This window comes from Stenotrophomonas sp. Sm2128 (assembly GCF_030985535.1).
Lineage (GTDB): Bacteria > Pseudomonadota > Gammaproteobacteria > Xanthomonadales > Xanthomonadaceae > Stenotrophomonas > Stenotrophomonas maltophilia.
Genome location: NZ_JAPTFQ010000013.1, coordinates 40894 through 62730, shown reverse-complemented (window position 1 = coordinate 62730; position 21837 = coordinate 40894). Strand labels below are relative to the sequence as shown.

Annotated in this window: 20 protein-coding genes and 1 pseudogene; 12 read left to right on the top strand and 9 right to left on the bottom strand. The window is 61.1% G+C overall.

Annotated elements, in window-relative coordinates; translation table 11 throughout:
* Positions 1 to 25: 25 nt before the first annotated feature.
* On the bottom strand, positions 26 to 1915 hold the full coding sequence (speA, locus tag O0K41_RS06015; RefSeq protein ID WP_012512349.1) for an arginine decarboxylase: 1890 nt from the start codon (positions 1913 to 1915) through the stop codon (positions 26 to 28).
* A 190-nt stretch (positions 1916 to 2105) separates the two neighbouring features.
* On the opposite strand from speA, the gene speE reads away from it, so the two are divergent.
* The gene (gene speE, locus O0K41_RS06010; protein ID WP_005411371.1) at positions 2106 to 2957 is read left to right on the top strand and encodes a polyamine aminopropyltransferase; all 852 of its coding nucleotides are present in this window, start codon (positions 2106 to 2108) and stop codon (positions 2955 to 2957) included.
* A gap of 117 nt (positions 2958 to 3074) precedes the next feature.
* On the opposite strand, the gene O0K41_RS06005 is transcribed toward speE, so the two are convergent.
* Complete coding sequence (locus O0K41_RS06005) at positions 3075 to 3980, bottom strand: aspartyl/asparaginyl beta-hydroxylase domain-containing protein (RefSeq protein ID WP_024957655.1); 906 nt, start codon at positions 3978 to 3980, stop codon at positions 3075 to 3077.
* 445 nt (positions 3981 to 4425) lie between these two features.
* Here O0K41_RS06005 and O0K41_RS06000 point away from each other — a divergent pair, with 445 nt between their 5' ends.
* Both O0K41_RS06000 and O0K41_RS05995 read left to right on the top strand, forming a co-directional pair.
* Positions 4426 to 5076 carry an RIO1 family regulatory kinase/ATPase gene (locus O0K41_RS06000; protein WP_308304455.1) on the top strand — a complete coding sequence of 217 codons (651 nt, stop codon included), beginning with the start codon at positions 4426 to 4428 and terminating at the stop codon, positions 5074 to 5076.
* 116 nt (positions 5077 to 5192) lie between these two features.
* The gene (locus O0K41_RS05995; protein WP_239503537.1) at positions 5193 to 5840 is read left to right on the top strand and encodes a hypothetical protein; all 648 of its coding nucleotides are present in this window, start codon (positions 5193 to 5195) and stop codon (positions 5838 to 5840) included.
* Between the two features lie 138 nt (positions 5841 to 5978).
* Here the strand turns inward: O0K41_RS05995 and O0K41_RS05990 are convergent, their stop codons facing one another.
* A complete protein-coding gene (locus tag O0K41_RS05990) occupies positions 5979 to 6317 on the bottom strand; it encodes a P-II family nitrogen regulator (protein ID WP_005411374.1) in 339 nt (112 codons plus the stop codon).
* A 136-nt stretch (positions 6318 to 6453) separates the two neighbouring features.
* On the opposite strand from O0K41_RS05990, the gene O0K41_RS05985 reads away from it, so the two are divergent.
* Together O0K41_RS05985 and arr are read left to right on the top strand one after the other, a co-directional pair.
* Entirely contained in the window at positions 6454 to 6705 is a 252-nt protein-coding gene (locus O0K41_RS05985; protein ID WP_149501054.1) for an accessory factor UbiK family protein, read from the top strand.
* 126 nt (positions 6706 to 6831) lie between these two features.
* Complete coding sequence (gene arr / locus O0K41_RS05980; RefSeq protein ID WP_095378978.1) at positions 6832 to 7266, top strand: NAD(+)--rifampin ADP-ribosyltransferase; 435 nt, start codon at positions 6832 to 6834, stop codon at positions 7264 to 7266.
* Between the two features lie 450 nt (positions 7267 to 7716).
* On the opposite strand, the gene O0K41_RS05975 is transcribed toward arr, so the two are convergent.
* Together O0K41_RS05975 and O0K41_RS05970 are read right to left on the bottom strand one after the other, a co-directional pair.
* Positions 7717 to 8502 (bottom strand): DUF6602 domain-containing protein, encoded by a 786-nt coding sequence (locus O0K41_RS05975; protein WP_164221584.1) that lies wholly within the window; start codon positions 8500 to 8502, stop codon positions 7717 to 7719.
* Positions 8503 to 8574: 72 nt separating this feature from the next.
* A complete protein-coding gene (locus O0K41_RS05970; protein WP_164221586.1) occupies positions 8575 to 9201 on the bottom strand; it encodes a DUF2971 domain-containing protein in 627 nt (208 codons plus the stop codon).
* 415 nt (positions 9202 to 9616) lie between these two features.
* On the opposite strand from O0K41_RS05970, the gene O0K41_RS05965 reads away from it, so the two are divergent.
* Both O0K41_RS05965 and O0K41_RS05960 read left to right on the top strand, forming a co-directional pair.
* Entirely contained in the window at positions 9617 to 11335 is a 1719-nt protein-coding gene (locus tag O0K41_RS05965) for an AAA family ATPase (RefSeq protein ID WP_164221588.1), read from the top strand.
* Between the two features lie 2 nt (positions 11336 to 11337).
* A complete protein-coding gene (locus O0K41_RS05960; protein ID WP_164221590.1) occupies positions 11338 to 12966 on the top strand; it encodes an ATP-dependent helicase in 1629 nt (542 codons plus the stop codon).
* A 158-nt stretch (positions 12967 to 13124) separates the two neighbouring features.
* On the opposite strand, the gene O0K41_RS05955 is transcribed toward O0K41_RS05960, so the two are convergent.
* Both O0K41_RS05955 and O0K41_RS05950 read right to left on the bottom strand, forming a co-directional pair.
* Positions 13125 to 13436: a hypothetical protein gene (locus tag O0K41_RS05955; protein WP_164221591.1), complete on the bottom strand. Its 312-nt coding sequence runs from the start codon at positions 13434 to 13436 to the stop codon at positions 13125 to 13127.
* A 119-nt stretch (positions 13437 to 13555) separates the two neighbouring features.
* Positions 13556 to 14158: a DUF998 domain-containing protein gene (locus O0K41_RS05950; RefSeq protein WP_164221593.1), complete on the bottom strand. Its 603-nt coding sequence runs from the start codon at positions 14156 to 14158 to the stop codon at positions 13556 to 13558.
* 645 nt (positions 14159 to 14803) lie between these two features.
* Between O0K41_RS05950 and O0K41_RS05945 the strand changes: the two genes are divergently transcribed.
* The 4 genes from O0K41_RS05945 to O0K41_RS05930 all read left to right on the top strand — a co-directional run bounded on the left by O0K41_RS05945 (position 14804) and on the right by O0K41_RS05930 (position 19306).
* Entirely contained in the window at positions 14804 to 15160 is a 357-nt protein-coding gene (locus tag O0K41_RS05945; RefSeq protein ID WP_164221596.1) for a hypothetical protein, read from the top strand.
* Positions 15161 to 15205: 45 nt separating this feature from the next.
* Positions 15206 to 15802, top strand: coding sequence for a cold-shock protein (locus O0K41_RS05940; protein WP_164221598.1), 597 nt, complete (start codon positions 15206 to 15208; stop codon positions 15800 to 15802).
* A 100-nt stretch (positions 15803 to 15902) separates the two neighbouring features.
* A complete protein-coding gene (locus O0K41_RS05935) occupies positions 15903 to 16565 on the top strand; it encodes a DUF1629 domain-containing protein (RefSeq protein WP_197592188.1) in 663 nt (220 codons plus the stop codon).
* Positions 16566 to 16606: 41 nt separating this feature from the next.
* Positions 16607 to 19306 (top strand): XVIPCD domain-containing protein, encoded by a 2700-nt coding sequence (locus O0K41_RS05930; protein WP_164221603.1) that lies wholly within the window; start codon positions 16607 to 16609, stop codon positions 19304 to 19306.
* A 99-nt stretch (positions 19307 to 19405) separates the two neighbouring features.
* Here the strand turns inward: O0K41_RS05930 and O0K41_RS05925 are convergent, their stop codons facing one another.
* Positions 19406 to 20164, bottom strand: coding sequence for a carbon-nitrogen hydrolase family protein (locus O0K41_RS05925; RefSeq protein ID WP_164221607.1), 759 nt, complete (start codon positions 20162 to 20164; stop codon positions 19406 to 19408).
* Between the two features lie 262 nt (positions 20165 to 20426).
* Here O0K41_RS05925 and O0K41_RS05920 point away from each other — a divergent pair.
* Positions 20427 to 20825 (top strand): annotated as a pseudogene (locus O0K41_RS05920) (magnesium chelatase domain-containing protein); the annotation flags it as partial.
* 181 nt (positions 20826 to 21006) lie between these two features.
* Here O0K41_RS05920 and O0K41_RS05915 read toward each other — a convergent pair.
* Complete coding sequence (locus tag O0K41_RS05915) at positions 21007 to 21825, bottom strand: hypothetical protein (protein ID WP_138464138.1); 819 nt, start codon at positions 21823 to 21825, stop codon at positions 21007 to 21009.
* Positions 21826 to 21837 lie beyond the last annotated feature (12 nt).

Sequence of the window (21837 nt, the reverse complement as noted above, 5' to 3'; positions counted from 1 at the left end):
CGCCGGGCAAACCCGGCGCCGTCCATCAGACCAGCGGTTCGTCGGACAGGTAGGTGTAACCGGTCAGGCCGGCTTCCAGCGCCTCCGACAACTCCTGCGCACGTTCCGGCGACAACTGGGCCTCGGCCACGCGCTGCGCATAGGTCGCACGCAGTTCGTCCAGGCGGTAACCCACGTAATCCAGCATCACGTCGGTGGTGTCACCACGGCGCTGCTGGGTGATCGCGTAGCCATCGGCATCGGCCAGCACTTCCACCGCGTCGGTATCGCCGAACAGGTTATGGATGTCGCCCAGGATTTCCTGGTAGGCGCCGACCATGAAGAAGCCGATGCGGTAGCTCTCGCCCGGCTTCATCTTGTGCAGCGGCAGCGAGCTGTCCAGGCTCTCGTTCTCGACATAGGTTTCCACCATGCCGTCCGAGTCGCAGGTCATGTCGGCGATGATGCCGCGGCGGTCGGGGGTTTCGTCCAGGCGCTCGATCGGCACGATCGGGAACACCTGGTCGATCGCCCACACGTCCGGGATCGACTCGAACACGCTGAAGTTGACGAAGTACTTGTCGACCAGGCGCTCGTTCAGTTCGTCCAGCACCGGGCGATGGCTCTTCTCGTCGTAGCTCAGGCGTGCACGCACGCCGTGGGCGATGGCGTAGAACAGATCGTCAATGCGCGCACGCTGCGGCAGGTCGATCTGGCCCAGCGCGTAGCTGGCCAGGCCTTCGGCGTGGAAATGCTGCGCTTCCTGGAACAGTTCCACCGCCGGGCGCACGTCCAGCTCGTCGTGGATCTCGCGCAGGTGGCGGATCGCCGCCGGCTCATCGTCGTGCTGGTCCGGCACGCGGCCTTCCTGCGCCTCTTCCACTTCCGAGACGTTGGCGATCAGCACCGCGTGGTGCGCGGTCATCGCGCGGCCGCACTCGGTAACGATGCGCGGCGGGGTCAGGCCGAACTCTTCGCACGCATTGGCCAGCGGCTGCACGATGTTGCTGGCGTAGGAATGCAGGCCGTAGTTGATCGAGCAGAAGCTGCGCGAACGGGTGCCTTCATAGTCCACGCCCAGGCCACCGCCCACGTCGACGTGGGTGATCTTCGCGCCCAGGCGCGACAGCTCCACGAAGTAGCGGGTGGCTTCGCGCATGCCGTTGGCGATGTCGCGCACGTTGGAGATCTGCGAGCCCATGTGGAAGTGCAGCAGGTTCAGGCAGTCGGCGTACTCGGTGTCACGCAGCGACTTCCACAGATCCAGCAGCTGGCGCGGCGACAGGCCGAACTTGGCCTTGTCGCCACCGCTGTTCTGCCACTTGCCGGCGCCCAGCGAGGCCAGGCGCATGCGCACGCCCAGGCCCGGCTTCACGTCCAGCGCCTTGGACTCTTCCAGCACCAGCTTCAGCTCGGACGGCTTCTCGATGACGATGAAGGTCTGCAGGCCCAGCTTGCGGCCGATCAGGGCCAGGCGGATGTACTCGCGGTCCTTGTAACCGTTGCAGACGATCAGGCCACCCGGGCGCGACAGCGCCAGCACGGCCATCAGCTCGGGCTTGCTGCCCGCTTCCAGGCCGAAGCCCTCGCCGTGGTGGCTGGCCAGGGTGCCGGCCACGCCACGGGTCTGGTTGACCTTGATCGGGTACACGGCGGTGTAGCCGCCGCTGTACTCCCAGTCCTGCTGGGCCTGGCCGAAGGCCGCCTGCAGCTTGCCCAGGCGCTGGCCGAGGATGTCCGGGAAGCGCACCAGCAGCGGCAGCTTGGCGCCCGCCGCGCGCGCCGCATCGACCACCTTGGGCAGCGACACCACCGGGCCGTCCGCCCCGGTCGGTCTCACCACCATGTGCCCGGCCTGATCCACGTCGAAGTAACCGTCCGCCCAATGCGGGATCGAGTAGGTCTTGCGGGCTTGGTCGAGGGACCAATCGGTCATTTCAGTCGGCCTTGTTGGCAATAAAAGGGGGGGCATGATAACGCCTATATGCCCACAGGTTCGTTATCATGCGCGCCCGCGCCCGTGACAGGTTCCAACCTGAACGGGCCGATCCGTCCGGATGTGGCATCTGTGCCACGCGGCCCCGCCCGCCAGCCCGGCTTCACCCCTCCGAACAGGACTGTTTTCAATGACTGACAGCAACAACTGGTACATCGAACACTTCGAGCGCACCGGCTCGGCCATCGGCTACCGCATCACCGGCAAGCTGGACGAGGTGCAGTCGCCGTTCCAGAAGATCGAGATCTTCCAGACCACCGACTGGGGCAACCTGATGACCATCGACGGGGCCATCATGCTGACCAGCAAGGACAACTTCTTCTACCACGAGATGATCAGCCACCCGGTGCTGTTCACCCACGCCGCGCCCAAGCGCGTGGTGATCATCGGTGGCGGCGACTGCGGCACCCTGCGCGAAGTGCTCAAGCACACCGGCGTGGAGAGCGTGACCCAGTGCGATATCGACGAGCAGGTCACGGTGATGGCGCGCAAGCACTTCCCGGAACTGTGCGACTCCAACGACGACGCCCGCGCCGAGCTGCTGTTCGACGACGGCGTGGCCTACATGGCCAACTGCCCGGCCGGCAGCGTGGACGTGGTGATCGTGGATTCGACCGACCCGGTCGGCCCCGGCGAAGGCCTGTTCAACAAGGCCTTCTACGAGAGCTGCTTCAAGGCCCTGAAGGACGACGGCATCCTGGTGCAGCAGTCCGAGTCGCCGCTGATGCAGCTCGAGCTGATCAACGAAATGCGCACCGAGATGGGCAAGGCCGGCTTCGGTTCGTTCAAGACCCTGCCGTTCCCGCAGCCGTGCTACCCCACCGGCTGGTGGAGCGTGACCATGGCGCGCAAGGGCGACAGCAGCTTCGACTTCCGCCAGGCCGACTCGGCTGCCAAGACCTTCAACACCCTGTACTACACCGCCGCGCTGCACACCGGCGTGCTGGTGACCCCGCCCTTCGTACAGGCGGCACTGAAGTAAGGCGTGCCGACCAACGGTCGGCACCCACCCATGAAAAAAAAAACCCGCGCTGGCAACAGCGCGGGTTTTTTCATGTTCCGGTAGTGCCGGCCGCTGGCCGGCAACCTCATGCAACGATCAGAGCGCCCAGATACCGGCAATCACCGCCACCACCAGGCCCCACTTGATCAGCTGGTAGGCCACCACGCTGCGCTCGCGCAGTGCCTTGGCCTTCAGGCGCACCTTGTAGACGCTGCCGAACGCCTTGTTGACGCCACCGGTCGGGTCACCCGGCAGGTTCGGCGAGGCACCACCGGCCAGCAGCGTGGCCGCCACCGCGCGGTTGAACAGGCCCGGCAGGCCGAAGCGCAGCGGGCGGGCGATGTCGCAGAACAGGATCACCCGGTCATCGGGCGTCTCGTTGTGCGCGTGGTGGATGTAGGTCTCGTCGAACATCATCCACTCGCCATCGCGCCAGCTCTTCTTGATGCCGTCCACTTCGATGTAGCAGCCGTCGTTGTTCGGCGTGGCCAGGCCCAGGTGCAGGCGCAGCGAACCGGCGAACGGGTCGCGGTGCGGGCGCAGCTCGCTGCCCGACGGCAGCTGCGCGAACATCGCCGCACGCACGTCCGGCAGCGACTCCAGCAACGCCGTGGTCTTGGGGCACATCGCCTTCGCCGACGGGTGCGACGGGCCGTACCACTTCAGGTAGAAGCGCTTCCAGCCACGGCGGAAGAACGAATTGAAACCGGCATCATTGAACGTGCTGGACGCGGCGATCTTCTGCGCATCGCGCAGCGCCAGCGCCTCATCGCGGATCATCTGCCAGTTCTGGCGCAGCGGCTCCAGCTGCGGGAACTCCTTGGCCGGGTCCAGGAACGGCGTGGTCGGCACCTTCGAGAACATGTACATGACCACGTTGATCGGGGCCATGAAACTGGAGTGGTCCAGCAGCTGGCGCGACCAGCGCGCGCGGACCTTGCCACGGAAGTGGATGTACAGCACGCAGGCCACGAACAGCGCTGCAATGACGATTTTGATGATCAAAGCACTTTCCTCCAGCCGCGGCCGGAACGGGAATCGGGGCGATGCACGGCCTGGTGGCCAGCATCGGTAAGGAACGCGGCAGGGAACGGGGACGTGCCGAAGGGTGCGGCCGCCGATGTCGCGAATTAACAGCTTATGGTCGGCAGGCCGTGCGTCGGGGTCAAGCCGGACGTGCGCGACGTTCAGCGGGCCGCGGATGAACGAACCGATGCGACGCCCAACCTATTGATTCTGAAAGAACCGTCGACCAAGTGAGACATAATTGTCCGATTGAGCGCGACGAACTGTTCCAGCCACGCCCCTGACATTTCTCCGACAAATCGTGGAATAGCGAACTGGCGAGTACTAAAATTAACGAAAACTTAGTAACTCCCTGTAACACCGGTTCGCTTGACGCTTTGCGCCACCCACCGGGTCGTCCGAGACCCCGACATGTATCTTCCTGCTCTGCCCCCCCTCCTCCTGCGGCGATGAGGCCGCCACCCCGCTGCTGCTCAAGCGCGGCGAACGCTTCCTGGCCCCCGACGTCTATCGCACCTGCCTGGACGGGCGCGAGGCAGTCATCAAGGACTATTCCCGCTACCGCGGCACGCCCGTTTCGCTGATCGCGCGACTGATGGTGCGCCGCGAGGCCCGCATGCTGCAGCGCCTCGGCGGCTGGAAGCACGCCCCCGCGCTGCTCGGCACCCTCGGTGGCCTGGCGCTGGGCATGGAGTTCATCCCCGGCCAGACCCTGAGCACCGCACAGGCCGTCGGCAATGAGGTGTTCGAGCAGCTGCAGCACGCGCTCAGTCGTTTGCACGCCGCCGGCATCACCCACAACGACCTGCATGGCACCAACGTGGTGGTCAGCGGCGGCGTGCCCGTGCTGCTGGACTTCACCTCGGCCTGGCGCGTACCGCGCTGGCTGCGCCGCGGCCCCTTGAGCCGGCAGATGCGCCGCAGCGACATGAAGAACCTGCTGAAGATCCGCCAGCGCGTGACCGGCCAGGCCCCGAGTGCCGCGCAGGCCGCACTGGTGGCCGACCCGGGCTGGGTCGCTACCGTGCGGCAGGGCTGGAAGCGGTTCTACAAGTGGGCCAAGCGGCGGTAAGCGCTGTTCGCCCTGCATTGCTTGCGCGACTGCTGTTTGCCCCGCATCTGCCCCGGGCCACACGCCCGATGTGCTCTGCGATACTTGTCGGCACGCCACTCGCAAGGATGCTGGGGATGCCGACACCTGAACACACCCGCCTGCTGACTGCAGCCGCAAGATCCATACTGCGCCCCTTGGGCTGCGTGCAAAAGGGCCGTTCGCGCACTTGGCTTGACGACCAGGGCTGGTGGGTCGGGGTGGTCGAGTTCCAGCCTTCGGCATGGGACAGGGGCAGCTACCTCAATGTCGGCGCCTGCTGGCTCTGGGAAGAAAAGGACTACCTGTCCTTCGACGTGGGCGGCCGCGTTGCCGGATTCGAACGCTTCACCGAAACCGCCGAGTTTGCCTCGGCCGCACAGGCACTGGCCGAGCAGGCCGCCGCCGAGGTACTGGCCCTGCGTGACCGTTTCCCCACCCCGGCGCATGTGCGTGCATTGATGAACCGCCACCCCAAACCGGGCATCCGCGAACACATCCATGCGGGCATCACTGCCGGGCTGGCGGGCGCTTACGACGAGGGTCGCAGGCACTTGGCACTGGCCGCTACGGAGACCCACCCAGCGCCATGGGTCGATGTGCTGAAGCAACGCTGTGCCGAACTCATGCCGCTGCTGCAACGTGATGGCGGCTTCGAGGCAGAGATCGCCGCCACCGTGACGCGCACCCGCCGCGCGCTCGGTCTGCCGGAGTGGCGGTCGTCCTCCCTCATTCCGCCGGGTTGATCACACTGGGAGGGTACTTCGTCGAACACGGGTGTTCGCTCCGCCCGATCCCGGTTGTGGAGTCGAGCTTGCTCGACTCTACAACAGAGGGGGCAAGCATCCCGTCGCTCAGACTGCGCAGCGGTCCAGCCCCCCCCCTTACAACGCGTCCGCGTCCAACTCGCCGGTACGAATACGCACCACGCTGCCCAGGTCGTACACGAACACCTTGCCGTCACCAATCTTGCCGGTGCCGGCGGCCTTCACGATGGCCTCAACCACGGCCTCCACCTGGTCATCGGTCACCGCCACTTCCAGCTTCACCTTCGGCAGGAAATCGACCACATACTCCGCGCCGCGGTACAGCTCGGTATGGCCCTTCTGGCGACCAAAGCCCTTCACTTCCGTCACCGTGATGCCGGTAACCCCACGCTCGGCCAGCGCTTCGCGCACGTCGTCGAGCTTGAACGGCTTGATCACCGCCATGACCATCTTCATCGTCTATCTCCTGTCTTCCGGCGTGGAGGATAGCGCCTGAACGCGCCCGGTGCGAAACAGCCCACGCCTGTGCGGGCGACCAGCCCAGCAGTATCCTTGTGGCCTGCACGGCCCGCCCGCACCACGGAGTACCCCCATGATCGACTTGAACCAACTGGATGACCTTGCCCGCCGCTTGAGCGACCTGGTGCCGCCGGGCCTGCGCGAATCGCGCGAGGAACTGCAGGCCACCTTCAAGAGCGCGCTGCAGGCCGGCCTGGCCAAGCTGGACCTGGTCACCCGCGAGGAGTTCGAAGTGCAGCGCGCCGTGCTGCTGAAGACCCGCCAGAAGCTGGACGCACTGGAAACCGCCGTGCGCGAGCTGGAAGGGCGCGGCGCCGCAGAATGAAAAAAGGAGGCGCACTGCGCCTCCCGTTTACAGATTATTTCCCGGATGGGGCCTTGCAGCAAGGCCCACCGGGCGCCCTAGACTCGCCGGCCTGTCGATCCGGCAGGACACGCAGGGGCAGTGCCGATGGCGCAGGACACCGAATGGACACCCGTTTCGCATGACACCTGCGACCAGGTCGCCGGGCCGTTCTATCACGGCACCCGCGCTGATCTGGCGGTGGGCGAGCTGCTGAGCGCGGGCTTCCGCTCCAACTATCGCGACAGTGTGGTGATGAACCACATCTACTTCACCACGATTGCCAAGGGCGCCGGGTTGGCTGCCGAGATGGCCCGGGGCGAGGGGCGACCGCGCGTGTATGTGGTGGAGCCGACCGGGCCGTTTGAGGACGACCCGAACGTGACCAACAAGAAATTTCCCGGGAACCCGACGCGATCGTATCGGAGTGCGCAGCCATTGCGGGTGGTTGGGGAGATCGTGGAGTGGGAGCTCTACGACGCGGAGTTTATTCGGCAGTTGAAGGCGTTTGTTGCTTCGGGGAGTGGGGAGATCATCAACTGAGGGAAGGAGAGACCCGTGCCTTGGCTGACGGAAGATCAATGTCGTCGAACCATGTCCGCTTTCGGCCAGAAGCGAACATCGGAACGCTCTGAGCTAAGCCGCTGCCACGGAATGGCAGTCGGCTTGAATGAATGGTTAGGCCGGAGTGGCTCGTGCTGCTGGAGCCCCGACCAGCCAATAGCGCATGTAAACCACGCTGAGGGATAGCAATGCAATTGCCGATCACCATGCTCGAACGGCCAACGGCCGCCCCGACCGACCGAACAAAATCCCGTCAACGCTGACGGCACGAAAATATGACTTTGGATCAGCACTGCAAAATCCTGGGCTCGTGCTTCAGACGAGGCAAAAACCCGAACCGATAGCAATTGCTGACCAGCGACCAATGTGTCCAAACACCTGAGTTAAGCGCTACAGCGAAATGGTGTCGGCTTGGACGAGCTGCTATTTCTATACGGATGCAAGGTCGTAGCCGGCATTGAAGTAAGGGTAAATGGAAGTATCCATATGATTCAGCCAGCTGGCATAGCTAGAGATATCACTCAATAGAGCGCAGAAGGGAAACCCTCTGTATTCTCCAGACGTATCCGCCCAATGAAATGAGTTGGCAGGAATCGCCTTGCCATTGTGTTCTGTGCGCGCATTGACAGAGAACGTAATCATGTACTTCGCGTTCACAATTACAGCTTTCGGAAGCCGGTGAAAGGGCGTATTTGGATTTGCTTTGACGAAATTATTGAGTGCCTCTTGGCACGCTTTCCCACTAAATCCATCGTAGGCAAAGATGAAATAAGTAGGATGTCTCTTAAGAAAAGATGGGTAGGGATCATTCCTGAGGGCCGGGAAAGAAACTACTGAAGATGACGGATCGGGAACAGAAAGAAGATTGATTAAGGCGTCATTGAGTGATGCAGTATCCAGTGCGCTCTTGACAGAGATGCAAGAGGCGACGCTCTCTGCTGTAACTAGGGTTGCTTCATCTTCTTCGAAGCGAACTCCTAAGTCATTGGTGACAATAACATCAATCTGCCGGGACATTGAATTGCTTGCATGCGAGATAACTTGACCCCCTAGGCTTGCGGCCAGGCGACGCGGCAAATGTTTTGCCAGAAAGTCTCTTAGGATTATCTCACGTTTTGTGCCTATTCCCGGACGATGAGTGGCGGACCCCGCGCGGGTGCCGGCCGCATAGATTGAGTCGGAGATGGAGTTGAAGTAGCGACGAATGTGGGTCATAGGTCTATTTCCTGAATTAAGTCGAGCCGCGAAGCGGCTTCGGCTTGAATGAATTTGCCACACCTCAACCGATTATTTCAAAAGCCCTTGGCAAAGAACCGTCATGGGGATAACCGACCTAGGAATGCACTTGAACTCGTCAGGCTTTTCAGTCAGGAGCTTGGTTAGCTTGCTTGCTTCTTTCGAGTTGCGAACAAAGGCAGCCTGAATGGACTCAGGCAGGGAGAAGTCGCCCTTACACCTCCATTCTCTCTCATGCAACCAGCTTACCCAGCCGTCCTTACTGACCTCGAACCTCACAACACGCCACAGCTCGCCAGCAGGAATCCCAAGGTCCTTTGTCTCTGTATCAGACAAATACAGCACCGGGCGGCATCCATTCTCGTGACCGTACCTCTTTGTAACTGCGATTCCGTATGGCTCGTACCTTGGCTTTTGTGGATCAGAATTTTCTGGAGTCAGTACGTACTTCAGTGAGGACAGCGGAACATCCATAAAGCAGGCTGCCGGGCTCTTGCCCTTAATCATCCCGCTCTGCGACGTGCTCCCCCAGATCAAGCCTGTCTTCAGGATATGAACTAAATTGTCGTATGCAGTGTAGCCATCATCCTTCTTGGTGTTCTTTGTAAGGTGTATCAGATACGGCGAGAGATCTGGCCGCGCATTGAAAGGAAGATCATCGAACTTCGGCAGCGGCATAGTTCACCTTTAGGCTTAACTACTAATAGATGGACCCGTTGGTCCGGTTATACGACTTATGCACAAAGCACCACATGGCTGGCTTTCCCCTTAACGGCTCGATCCTAGGGCGGCAGGGTCCGGCTGGCAAGCATGCCAATCGTGGGCTGTGCCCAAGTGGCCAGGGAACCTAGCATTCGCGGCACCAGACTGAACCGCGCAAGGCGCGAAGCCAGGGATTTATCATCTTCGTCGGCACTGGCACGCCACGGGCCCAGAGGATAACTTGGTGCTGCTTTAAGAAGTCTCTTGTCTAGCCCTTTGATTGTCCCAGGGCTAGCATGTGCTCGTCAGGCTCATTTGCTCTTGGCTTGGTGCTCATAAGAGAGCGGTGCGCCATTGGCGTCCGAGTTATGTCTGCGGGCTCAGGGTGATCATGAAAATTGACTTCGTTCAACTCAAGCAATACCGAAACTTTGCCGACGCCCACATCAATTTAGCGAAGAACAGCTTGGTGATTGGCGGTAACGACGTCGGAAAGACGAACATGATCCATGCGCTGAGGCTGCTTCTCGACAAAAGTCTGTCGGACGCTGATATCGAGCCATCGGCGCACGACTTCCACTGCACGCCAGGCGGCACTCAAGCTGACGCGTTTACTATCCGCGTCGGCTTCTCAGACGTAACTGAGGATGCAGTGCTCTCGCAGCTCAAGGGATTTATCAGCGCGGATGCAAGGTTCTTCCTTGAATTCAGGGCCTTCAGTGATGATTACCGGTATGAAGTTGCGGCAGGGCATGATCCTGATGCCTTGGAGGTAATCCCTAGTCGCTTTTACCTGAAGTATCTACATCTCAAGTACATTCACTCCCAACGCGATCTTGCTCGATACATACGGTCCGAGAAGAGGCATCTGCTAAGGCTCTCTCAAGCAGCGCGAGCGCAGGAAGCTGCGGAAGCCGACAGCCTGAAGATGGAGAGAATCAACGATCTGTTGGGCTCAGTGAACCAAGGTGTGAGGGACTTACATTACGTATCTGAGGCAACGAAAGAGCTGAATCAGGAGCTCAAAGCGCTTTCCCACCATCACGCGGAGTACAAGGTTTCGCTGGATACCGGCGCCATCGGCGTGGAGCAGTTCATCGAGCAATTGGAACTAGGTGCGAGCACAAATGGATCTCGGGTGATGCTCGGCGGCGACGGCCGAAACAACCAGATCCTGCTCGCCCTATGGAAGGCCAGGAGCGTGCTGGAGCACGACCAGGATAACGAGGCAGTCATATACTGCGTAGAGGAACCTGAAGCGCACTTGCATCCTCATCAACAACGAAAGCTAGCGAGCTATTTGATTAGTGCTCTGCCCGGGCAGACCATCGTCACCACTCATTCACCACAGATTGCTGCTAGCTACCGTCCCGATTCCATCGTGCGCATGTTGCGGAAGAATGGGGCTTCTAGAGCAGCGAGCAATGGGTGCTCGTCCTGCATCAATGATGCGTGGACGAAGCTTGGTTACCGCATCAGCATCCTCCCTGCCGAAGCATTCTTCGCATCAGCAATCATGCTTGTTGAAGGTCCTTCGGAAATGCTTTTCTACGGTGCATTGGCGAGGGTGAACGGCTACGACCTTGACTACAGCAACGTCTCAATTCTTTCGGTTGATGGGGTCGCATTTGAAGTTTACCGACATGTGCTGGATGCATTGGAGATTCCGTGGGCAATGCGGACGGACAATGATGTTTCCGACCTAAAGCTAGGTCCCCGCGATGCGCAAGTGACGCACCGCCAGTTGGCTGGCATCAATCGTGCTCTTTCGCTTGCCGGCATGCCTCTCAAGGCCCACCAGTTGCCCCCTTACGATCAGGCTTCGACCTTGACGGATGGTACGTGGCAGGACGTCAGCAATGCCGTTTCTCCTTTCGGAATCTACCTATCGCAGGTAGATCTTGAGAACGACATTGCCATCGAATTACCTCAACTCCTCAATGGCTTTGGTGGGAATACCCTTCAGCAGGCTATCCAATACCTTCAAAAGAAGAAAGCTACACGTATGCAGGAGTTTGTTGTCCATTGTGGTAGCAGCCTTATTGCCTCGCCACAGGGGAACCTGCTTAAGCCACTGATATATTGTATGAGCGCGGCGGAGCAGACCTAGAAATGAACTCATTCACACCGAGCGTGGAGCAAGACAGGGCCGTCCTGTACAAGGGCGACATGGTCGTTATCGCTCGCCCCGGAAGCGGCAAGACTAGCGTCGTATCTCGCAAGATACGGGATACCGTATCTCGGCTAAAAGGTCATCAGGGCATCATCGCCATTTCGTTTACCAATAAAGCGAGCGACGAATTGGAGCGACGGTGTAAAGCCGGTGCCTTCGACGTTAAGGGCTCATTCTTCGGAACAATTGATGAATTTTGCCTCCGAGAGATTGTGTTCCCGTTCTCCAAGCACTTGATGGCGGTCGCTACCGAAATGAGTACGGCACGACTGTCCGAACTCCCCGGAACATTGTGCTCAATGCTTCCCTTGAAACCTCTCCAGGACGCAACGTTAGAGGAAACAAGAGACTACCTTCCCTTCTTGCGTCAGGCACTAATTGACGGCTATGTGCCGCTTGAAGGTGTGGGCATGCTTGCGCGATACGTAGTGGAGAATTCAATTGCGTGCAGGAGGTACCTCGCTGCGCGCTACGAGGCTGTTTACGTTGACGAATACCAGGACAGTGGATACTTCCAGCATCAGCTTTTCCTCAAGCTCCGTGACTTGGGGTTGACCGCTGTCGCGGTTGGCGATAGCGACCAATCAATCTTCGGATTTGCCAAGAAGGATTCCGTCCACCTGCTTTCGCTGGCAGCGGAGAGCAGTGGATTTGCCCAGTTCCCAATCACCACGAACTTTCGCAGCCACCGCTCTATCAATGATTTCGCGCTTCGCCTTCTTGACGCCAACCATCCGATTGCTCCAACAGATGATATGCGTGTCTTTATAAAAAAGGTCATTGGGGATCAGCGAGCTATGGGGAATTGGCTAACTTCAGCTATCCCCATATATATGTCTCACTATGCGGTCTCTTCGGCTGATAGAGTTGCCGTTCTGTGCCGTCATCAGCACTCTGCGCGAATGATCGCAGATGAGCTGAAGATTCCATATCATCTTGTTGAAGATCGGCCGTTCAACGCAACCCCTGGGGGCGAGGCCAATCTTTTTTCAGATCTGCTCAGACTACGCCACGACTCTCTACTTACGGCGGAAGCGCTGATCGATAGGTTTGTGCGCAGAAAGCTACCGCTCAAACATCTCCGCGTGATCCGAAAGATGGTGCTGGGCTGCAGGAGCTGCTCTGAACAGGATCTTGTCAGGACGGTATTGAATGCGTCGGAGACCTTGCTGGACAAAAAGCCTTCAGTGGAGGGGGAGCAGGAGCTTATGGCGATCTGTGATGACTACGCAAAGCTTCGTTGGTTCAGCACCCCGCCCAGCGATGCTGTGCAGATCATGACATTACACAAGGCGAAAGGGCTCGAGTTCGACTTGGTGTTCCATGCAGACCTTTACGATCACGTGATGCCAACCCGCCGGTATCCACCGAATACGTATGGCCAGGTCATTTATGAGAACGAAATTCAGTGCTTGAACCTGCATTACGTTGGGGTTACTCGCGCTATTCAGGCGTGTACTCTCATGACATCTAGCTCGCGCGTCAATAGCCAAGGGGCAGTTAAGTCCGGAGCTCCCTCCCAGTTCATAGGCAGACATGGCACCAACGCGATAGAGATTTCTTGGTAGCTTCTCTGTCGCCCTGATGACACAACTTGGATGAGTTTGGAGTCCGACTGGAATCCGAAAAATGAGTTGCCCGGGAAATTCGGCCGACCGAACTGATGTCCGCTTCCGGCCAGGAGCGGACGTTGGCGATCGCCTAATACGCTGACGGTAACACTGCGCTACCTGTGTTCTAGCCGTTTCAGCCACGATTGATAGAGCTCAGCATCCAAATCCCTACCCTTGGCGTTAAGAAAATCGGCTTCGAACTGCAATGCGACGTCGTACGCAACTTCCCGCGCCCTCACAACCTCGACGTGCCCGCTCCTGACTTCAGTCCAGCTATCTATTGCAGCGAATAGCTCGTAGCACCAATCAGCGATGGCCTGGTCTGTGAACGTCGCCTCCTCTCCGTCTCTGCCCTCGCGCAGGAGCTCTGCGAGGCTGATCACGGATAGCGGAAAGTCAGACAGGGGGACTTTGGTGGCGACCATATCTTCTCTGGTTGTCCGGTTCGGCTAGGAAAAAAAAGCTAGCACCCGCTGCTCTCGCTTGCCCAGTCCGCTGTTGGCCAGATGCCATTCTGTTGCTCAGACCTGCCGATGCCTATCCATCAACGTGCAGGCTGCATCTGCGGTGCCCTTGAACCCCGCCGCACCAGATATAGCGCAACCAGGAATGGCCACAGCGAGTTGATCGACGAGAACAGGCGCTGTGTCAGCCCCCTGAACCCATCCGGATCCGCTCCCACCACGTTCAACCAGAGATAGACGATGCCCGCGATGCTCACCATAGCAGTCACGGCGTACGCCCTTCGGTTGGCAGACCACGCGCTCAGTTCGATGTGCGACATCGCCGGTGCAATGATGTTTGCGATACCGATGGTGTAGAAGCCGTGCATCGGATGGCCCATGGGCCAGAGCCCGTTGGTCAGCATGGAGATGCCAAAGACCATCCAGCAGATCGCGCCTACGGCAATCCGGCGACCGGACTCCCGCCATACCCCAATGGCAAACGCTACGAAGCCCATACCGGAGCCGATAGCCGCGATCCTGCCGCAGATGCTTGCGAGCGTCGGTGCCTGCAGCAGCTCGCTGGCGTGCTGTGCAAGCGGGTTGTAGCCCGGCGCGAACAGGGCGGCAACGCTGGTCCAGAACAGGAACCACGGAAGCGGGACCAGACCCGCGCAGAGAAGCAGTCGGCTGCGGCGTGACACGTACAGTGATCCTTGTATTGGCCTGCGCCAGTGGGTGGAATCCGTTCAAACGCTACAAGACCGTCCTGCTGCGGGCAGGGCAGCCCCGCATGACTACAGCAGTAGTCAGATTGCGCGCGGCACTCGGTAGGTTCAATAGGCAAGAAGTCATTTAAACCATCTCACGGGTGTCGCAGCGGTTCGGTTGCATGAGCGATCACACGTGTCCTATGGGCGAGTGCTGTCGCATTTGCCGCGCCTTACATCTCTGGCGGAAGGTTCTGACGACTCCGTTACAGAAGTGCCGTTCCGCCTAGCACGCCAAGGCTCTCGCCGCTTCCGGTGCTATGCGACAATGCCAAAAGCGTCTCGGGTTTTGGCGGCATTGACCCCTACCCGTTGGCATTCCGCACAACAGCAGGTAATCGTTACTGCGCCACCGTGCATCGGTGGCCGGGACTCGAAAACCCGTTGTTGTGATGAAGTTTGCGCTTGCCAGCCGGCATCACCTTGCGTGGTGCCGGCTGGCAATCCGTCTGCCGGCTATGGCGGGCGGGGCGTGGGGGCCTCGTGCCCACCGGCGATCATCACACACCGGTTTTCGAGCCACGCTCTGCCCGCCACCTTTATCGGTGGCGGCGTCCGCCTGCATGCACGGAGCCCGCCATGACCACGCCGCACTCCCCTCCCCCGCGCCCGATCCAGGAAGTGCCCTCGGCCACTCCCGCCCCGGACCCCAACAGCCTCATCGCCATCCTGCACGCCATCGGCGCCGGTGCTGCTGCCGACGGCCAGCCGTGGCCAGAACGCCATCACCTGCGCAGCCGGCAGATGCAGTTGTCCGACGCCGACTGCGCACTCACCGGCCAGCGCATCGTGCAGGAGATCCTGCTGGCGGCCGAGCGCACGCGCCAGAACGGTGAGCCCGAACAGTACGTGGGCGACCGGGTGATGGAGGGGCTGGTGATGGCCGATCTGGCGCTGACCGCCTTCATCCACGAGCGGGTACGGCCCAAGGACTGAGCGCGCTTGTGGCGCGTACGTTTCTGCCTGTGTGCGGGGTGACGAATGAAGAACCACGGCCTTGCCGCTGCGGCGGCGTGCGCCTCGATCATGGCGGCGGTGTGGATCGGGTGGCCCGAGCCAGCGGGCGATCAGGTGTGGGCCTACCAGAAGCTGCAGCCGGCCGATTACCGCCTGCTGCACAGTGATGCACTCGGCTTCGTGAGCGCGAAGGCACACGAGGGCTTTGAACTGCACACGCGCCATGGCGGGGCAACGTCCTTCGAGATCCGATGCAAGGGCGTTGTGGTGATGGACGTGGAGAACGCGCCCTCGCGCGTACTGATCCGCATGCCTGCCGATGCACGGTGGCGGGCGCCGGACATCGAGCGTCTGCGCACCAGCTTCGAGCGTTGGCTGGATCTGCACCAGAGCCAGGGGCGGTTGCTGGTGGAAAGTGCGGGGCCTTCGTGGGTCGAGGCACGGCTTGGGCGCCTTGACAGGTCGGTGCCTGATGACCAGCGCTGCGTGTTCAGGGACCCAGGCCACCCTCGGCTGGAATCTCCCTCGTCATTCCGCCTATCCAGCAGACCATTGCAGGCAGTGGAAGGAATGGCAGCATCATCCTCAGCATTGTTCCGACTTCCCCAAAGAGTCGCGTGAATCACGTGCCCCTGGCACCGTTTCGGCGCAACTTGTGGCTGCGCAGAAGCCCCGCTAGCATCGGCTCAACGGTTTTTCCCGTTCTGCCCCCGCATCCATGATGGAAGCCCCTGTGACCGAATCGACCGCCACCGAAGTTTCAGCCGAAGCCGCATCTCACAAGGGCGAATTCTTCCTGATCGACGCAGGCTTGCTGAGCAACGGCGGGGTTCCCGGTATAGAGATCGCCAACGAAGACAAGCTGATCGATCCGGGGATGAATGTCGTCTCGCGTCCTGATGGAACGCCAGGCCAGTATCCGGAGCGCCCCCACCTGGTTCATGTGCCCCAGAAGGGCGCAATGCCACGCGATCTGGAAGAGCTCGCTGGCATCTGGATTGTGTCGGAGCCGTTGAAGCAGCTGTTTGAGCAGATGGACCCCCAGGCGTTTGCCTTTGTGGCCTGCGACTTCAGCCTTGCCGACGGCAGCCCCGGGCCCCAGTACTACCTGGGCAATGTGCTGCGCAGGCTCGACGCTCTGGATGAAGCCTCGTCCCGCGTGAGAATCAAGCTCGACCACAATTATCAGACCGGCGAGGACGAGAAGCTTTACAGCCTTGTCGGCGGCGCCAGCCTGGTGTTCAAACAGGACGTTGTGGGCGATGCCCATATCTTCCGCCAGGATCGTATGGGCGCACCGCCCATCTGCGACCGCGCGATGTTTGATGCATTGAATGCCACCAACTTCTCCGGCGTACGGCTGCGCGATGTAGCCGATCTCTAGGACGAGCGCCTTCAAACGGATTCTTGAATGAGGTGGTGCGCATGGCCGACACACCGGTTTTCCAGGGACACCATCTGATCGAACAGAATGCGTTCGAACAAAGCCAGCTGCTGAAGTCGCTTGCCAGGAGTGGTCATTTCACGCTCCACGGTTCCGACAACATCCTCAACCTGCCCGCGAACCCCGCGCTGGCAACCCGGTTGGGTATCTCGCCGCACTCGGGCGGCCCGTTGAGTGCGTACTCGGATCAACTGAAGTTCGTTCTCGACGACCTCGCAGAAACCTACGACGGCCGAGCGCTGCTGGCGAAGGATTCTGCGCCGGATGTGCGCGCTGCCGCCGCCGAGCGTATGGGTGCCCGCATCCAGAACCTGGAGTTCACGCTTCGCGCCGGCATCCTCAACGGCGACCTGGTCACCAACACGCCGGAGAACATGACCCCGGCCGAAGCCAACGCCAGGATCCGCACCTTCTTCGCCGATCTGGACGGCTACCAGCGCACCCACGCCGCGCAGATTGCGGAACTGAAGACCCTCAACCCGTCCGAGTTGCGCTGGCGCGGCGTCATCCACTCCGAAGCCAACGTGACGGCGGCGCTGGATGCCATCGACCAATCCGGCAACTCCACCCTGAGCGAGCGCTGGGGGGGCCGCGCATCGTTGGGCACCGCAATTGAGGAGGCCAACCAGGGCGGCCGCCTGCCGCTGAGCGAGCACACCGCGGCCCGCGTGCGTACGGCGTTCAACCCGGAGATGCCACTGACCATCGTGCGCCCTGGCCCGGCAACCACCGCTCCGGAACTGGCTGGCTCTGCTGGAAGAGCGGGCGCTGCGGAAGGTGCCGCCGAAGCTGCCGCCGCGCGCGGACAGATTACCGGCGCACGCGTACTCGGGGCTGCGGGTGTTGCCGCACTGGCGGTGGACTTCGCTATCACCGGCCACCGCGTGGCCGAGTTGCACAGCGAAGGCAACAACGCCGGCGCAAAATCTGCGGCCACCCACTTCGTGGGGCGCACTGCAGGCGGCTTCGGTGGCGGCTTCCTGCTGGGCGCGGGGTACGGATTGTTCACCGGATCGTGGACTGGGCCAGGTGCGCTGGCTACCGGGCTGCTGGGCGGCGTGGCCGGTGGCTTCGGCGGTGAGTACTGGGCGCAGTACCAGGACAAGAAAGCGGTTTACACCCAGGTGGACCGCAGCGGCAACGAATGGAGCCGCGATCCGGAAGATGCCAAGGGCACCTGGAGCCGCAGCGTGCGCACGCCGCAACCCGACGGAAGCTACCGCGAGACCACCATGGTCGCCGGTGGCCGGCTGCTGGATGAGCTGAACTACAAGGCCGCCAACGACTCATATTCACTGGGCATGGCCAACCTGCCCAAGCCGCAGAACCCCTTCAAGCTTGATGCAGGCGGCGAGAGCGCGCCGCCGCGCGAGCCGTTTGAAACCAACCGCCACTACGTGCGCAATCCGCACAACGGCGAATGGAACCTCTCCATCCACGCGATGATTGATGGACGCGTCCCTTTTGACTACAGCGTGCCTGTCGGCCCGGAAAAATCGGGCCAACTGGAACGGGAATCGCAGCGCATCATTGCCCAGAACGCCTTGAACACGCCGGAGGCGCTTGCCGCCCGTTACCAGGTGGCGTTCAACCAGTACAACTGGCACGAGTTCGCCACCATTGAGCCGGTACCGGAGGTGATCACCAACGCGCTGACCCAGACGCAGCCCCTGCGCGCTTCCAACGGCGAGAAGTACACGCAGGACGCCAACGGGCAGTGGCAAACGCCGGGTTGGGTGTATGGCACCAACCCGGCCGAGGGCAGCATCGTCGAGGAGCTCAATCGTACGCGCCAGAGCCAGCAGGCCGGCGTACAGGAGCTGACGTCCATGGCCGACATCGCCCGGGCCAACCCCACGCCAACCGAATACGGCCTGCGCAGTCAGGTGGTGGACGCCTACCGTAGTGCCGGCATTGTGCGCAGTGCCGAAGAGATTGATGACGCCGTAGCCGCCGTTGCCCAGGATCACGCACGCGCCGTGCCCGACTTCGGTACGTTCATGCTGCAGGTACAGAAGGATGGCTCGCTGGCCACACTGGCCGGGAAAGATGACGAGCGCATGCAGATCGTCTGCGTCACCACGCCACAGGAGATTGCCCAGGCACACGTGCAGCGCTCGACCGCGGAGCAGCAGCCCGCGGATGCCCTGCCGCGCGCGCCAACTTCACCTGAGCCCGCACCGAATGCATCGCCGCCACACACCTCCAGGCCTGCCACGCAGCACGACGCTGACGTAGACCGGCGCCACGGCACGGCCCTGCGCCCAGATGGCAGCGGGCTGTTGGAACAGCTGCGCTCGTCGGTAGCCATGCTGGATGAGAAGAACAACAAGCCGTGGGACCAGAGCAGCGACCGCCTGCTGGCCAGCGCCTACCGGCTTGCAGCAGAAGCCGGGTTCAAGCCCGGCGACCAGGTAGACATGGCACTGAGTGAAGCCACCGAAACCCGTGCTGCGGGCGCCACGCTGTTCGTGACGCGCTCAGGACCGGGCGCGTCATCGGACCCCGCCGCCAACCGGGTGCAGATGCCAACACAGGAGGCCCTGGCGGTCGCACCGGAGCAGCAGTATGCAGCGGCCAACCGGAGCCTCGGCGCTCAGGATCGGGAGCAGTCGCAGCAGCTGGCGCAAGCGCAGGAACGGCAGCAGGAAGAGAGCCGGCAGGGGCCGCGGTTGGGTTGATGGCAACGTGACGCTTGGGTTCTTCATGAGAACGCCAGGGTTCCTGCCTGGACGGAATCAGGCGAATGCTCCCTCCGAACATCTCAAGCCTTCCGGGCGTCAGCCCGCACTCCCGAGCGTGCCCATTGCTGGGAGTGTCACGGCACTACCGCTCTGATCTGCGAGGTCATACACCACCAATGCCTCGTCTCCAGTTCCGGCGCGGCACTTCAGCGCCCCCCTGTTGTCCCAGGCGGCGGACCCTCCCGTCATCTCGAATCCATCGGCATGGCCCACGCCGTTGCATACCAACACGCTCATCCCAAGCTCCCGCGCGACTGTTGCGTAGTGGCGGTGAGCCCGCTCCATACCGATCATGTTCTTTGCAACACTGGCAACGTAGACCGTCGCTCCCGCGTCCTTGGCCCGCAATGCACTTTCCATCTGTAGCGACTCGAAGCAGATGGCGGGGACAAGAATTTCCTCTCCAAGGGTTACTGACAGGGACGTGGTTCCTGCCTTGAAATAAGGCAGTTCGTCGGCATGCAGCATCTGCTTGGTGTAGACAGCCGGTGCCTGACCGCTGCGGAAGACGAACATGCCGATCTCCGGCCCATCGTTGCCGCGGTACGGCCCGCCGACTGCGACCAGAATCTGGTGCCGATCGCTCAGAGACTGGAATACCTCCAGATGCGCGTCATCTGGGGTCATTGCCAGCTGTTCGGCCAACCGTGGCTCATAGCCGGTCAGCGACATCTCCGGAAAGAAGACCGCCGCACCGCCACACGAGACGGCCCGTTCAATGAAGTGCACGTGCCGTTCGATATTGCCATCGATGTCGCCAGGAGCTGATCGCATCTGTGCTGCAACTATCTTCATTCCATCCTCTCTACTCAGACGCAGGCCGAAGCAAGAACCACCTCGTACGCTGATTATGCAACCGCCGGTTGAGTGCCTCCATCGGGGATCGAGGCGCGATCGGGTTGCTTCAGCGAGGCGACTCCTGATGCGCAGCGACATCTGTTCAGGGAAAGGGATCGCCCTTGACCGGAATCCCCTTAGCCGTTTCACCCGCAATGCCCGATGGCGCCGTGCCGAATGCCTGCCGCACCATCGAACATCCATCCGCAGGAATCCACACATGAGCCTGGCGCTGGTCCACAGCCGTGCCCGCGCCGGGGTCGATGCCCCGCTGGTGCGGGTAGAAGTGCATCTCTCTGGCGGCCTTCCTGTCACCCAGATCGTTGGCCTGGCCGAAACCAGCGTGCGCGAATCCCGCGAGCGTGTGCGGGCCGCCCTGCTCTGCGCTCGCTTCGACTTTCCACAGCGGCGCATCACCCTGAATCTGGCGCCCGCCGACCTGCCAAAGGAAGGCGGGCGCTACGACCTGGCCATTGCGCTGGGCATTCTTGCGGCCAGCGGCCAGGTCGATCCACAGTCGCTGCTGCAGTACGAATTCCTGGGCGAGCTTGGCCTGACCGGTGAGCTGCGGCCGGTGGTGGGCGCGCTGCCAGCCGCGATTGTGGCGGCCGAGGCCGGCGCAACCTGATGGATTGGACCCAAGACGATGGCGGCAGCCCCCACTCCGGGCACCACAGCGCCAGTGCGGCGGCACTGGTGGCAAGTGGCAAGTGGCAAGTGGAAATCCACCATGCAGACGCGCTTGTCACATTCCTCAATATGACCATGCTCTGAAACACCGCCTAACTGCTCTGTAAAGTCTATCCTGCCGGCGCACAAGGCCAGAGCTCGACACCTCTCAATCCTGCAGCTCTGATGGCGTTCGCTACTGTCGCACTCACAATCATTGCGTTCGCCGACTGATGCTCGACCCCGAAACGCTGCGAACTACGGAAGATCGGCACATCTGGAGGGTTCTTGATTGACGGGAAAAAGCCGCGGTCATGCCATTGGTAGCGTTCTCTGCCGCATTTCTCGCAACGAACTCCCTCCAGCTCACCCATACATAGCGGAACCACAGGCCCAAGATCGAGTTGAACAACCTCATCCAAGAGGCTTCCTCTGGTGTCCTCAACCGGAAGCACTCCGATACCCAGGGGGCGAAGATGTTCTGACCAAACGGAAGTCTGCATGAAGCAAGCTTCCTCTACCCAATTCAGCTTCAGAAAGGCATTCCGCCCCCATTTCAACGTCTTCTTGATCCGGAACGGCGCCACCTGAACTGCGCCTTCGCCACATTTTGGGCATCGCGCGCTCAGGTCGTATACCTGCTCAAGATACAGAAAATCTCTTTCTGGCTGCGGGTAGCCGCTGGCGTGGACAACCTGAAGCGCGCAGTGTGCGGCTTCCGAAATCTCCGCAGCAGTAAACTCCGTAGTCACAGAAGTTGCACCATTCCACGAGCGAATCAAGCTACAAGCTTCACTCCACCCTGGCGCACCTTCCAAAGCAAAGCTCACAGCAATGCCACCGACTTCAGGACGAGGATCAGCCGGGGGCTGAACCTTCAAGCCTAGAGCACGGAGCTGCAAAGCACGTGCCTCACTCCAAGTGAAAGCAAATCGATACTTGATCTTCATGTCACGATGCTA

Excerpts from the sequence above, each read along its gene's own strand:
- O0K41_RS05965 (WP_164221588.1), top strand. The coding sequence starts at position 9,617 with ATGAAAATTGACTTCGTTCAACTCAAGCAATACCGAAACTTTGCCGAC.
- O0K41_RS05930 (WP_164221603.1), top strand. The coding sequence starts at position 16,607 with ATGGCCGACACACCGGTTTTCCAGGGACACCATCTGATCGAACAGAAT.
- O0K41_RS05940 (WP_164221598.1), top strand. The coding sequence starts at position 15,206 with ATGAAGAACCACGGCCTTGCCGCTGCGGCGGCGTGCGCCTCGATCATG.
- O0K41_RS05970 (WP_164221586.1), bottom strand. The coding sequence starts at position 9,201 with ATGCCGCTGCCGAAGTTCGATGATCTTCCTTTCAATGCGCGGCCAGAT.
- O0K41_RS05985 (WP_149501054.1), top strand. The coding sequence starts at position 6,454 with ATGATCGACTTGAACCAACTGGATGACCTTGCCCGCCGCTTGAGCGAC.
- O0K41_RS05945 (WP_164221596.1), top strand. The coding sequence starts at position 14,804 with ATGACCACGCCGCACTCCCCTCCCCCGCGCCCGATCCAGGAAGTGCCC.
- O0K41_RS05990 (WP_005411374.1), bottom strand. The coding sequence starts at position 6,317 with ATGAAGATGGTCATGGCGGTGATCAAGCCGTTCAAGCTCGACGACGTG.
- O0K41_RS05995 (WP_239503537.1), top strand. The coding sequence starts at position 5,193 with ATGCCGACACCTGAACACACCCGCCTGCTGACTGCAGCCGCAAGATCC.
- O0K41_RS05975 (WP_164221584.1), bottom strand. The coding sequence starts at position 8,502 with ATGACCCACATTCGTCGCTACTTCAACTCCATCTCCGACTCAATCTAT.
- O0K41_RS05925 (WP_164221607.1), bottom strand. The coding sequence starts at position 20,164 with ATGAAGATAGTTGCAGCACAGATGCGATCAGCTCCTGGCGACATCGAT.
- O0K41_RS05915 (WP_138464138.1), bottom strand. The coding sequence starts at position 21,825 with ATGAAGATCAAGTATCGATTTGCTTTCACTTGGAGTGAGGCACGTGCT.
- speA (WP_012512349.1), bottom strand. The coding sequence starts at position 1,915 with ATGACCGATTGGTCCCTCGACCAAGCCCGCAAGACCTACTCGATCCCG.
- O0K41_RS05955 (WP_164221591.1), bottom strand. The coding sequence starts at position 13,436 with ATGGTCGCCACCAAAGTCCCCCTGTCTGACTTTCCGCTATCCGTGATC.
- arr (WP_095378978.1), top strand. The coding sequence starts at position 6,832 with ATGGCGCAGGACACCGAATGGACACCCGTTTCGCATGACACCTGCGAC.
- O0K41_RS05960 (WP_164221590.1), top strand. The coding sequence starts at position 11,338 with ATGAACTCATTCACACCGAGCGTGGAGCAAGACAGGGCCGTCCTGTAC.
- O0K41_RS05935 (WP_197592188.1), top strand. The coding sequence starts at position 15,903 with ATGGAAGCCCCTGTGACCGAATCGACCGCCACCGAAGTTTCAGCCGAA.
- speE (WP_005411371.1), top strand. The coding sequence starts at position 2,106 with ATGACTGACAGCAACAACTGGTACATCGAACACTTCGAGCGCACCGGC.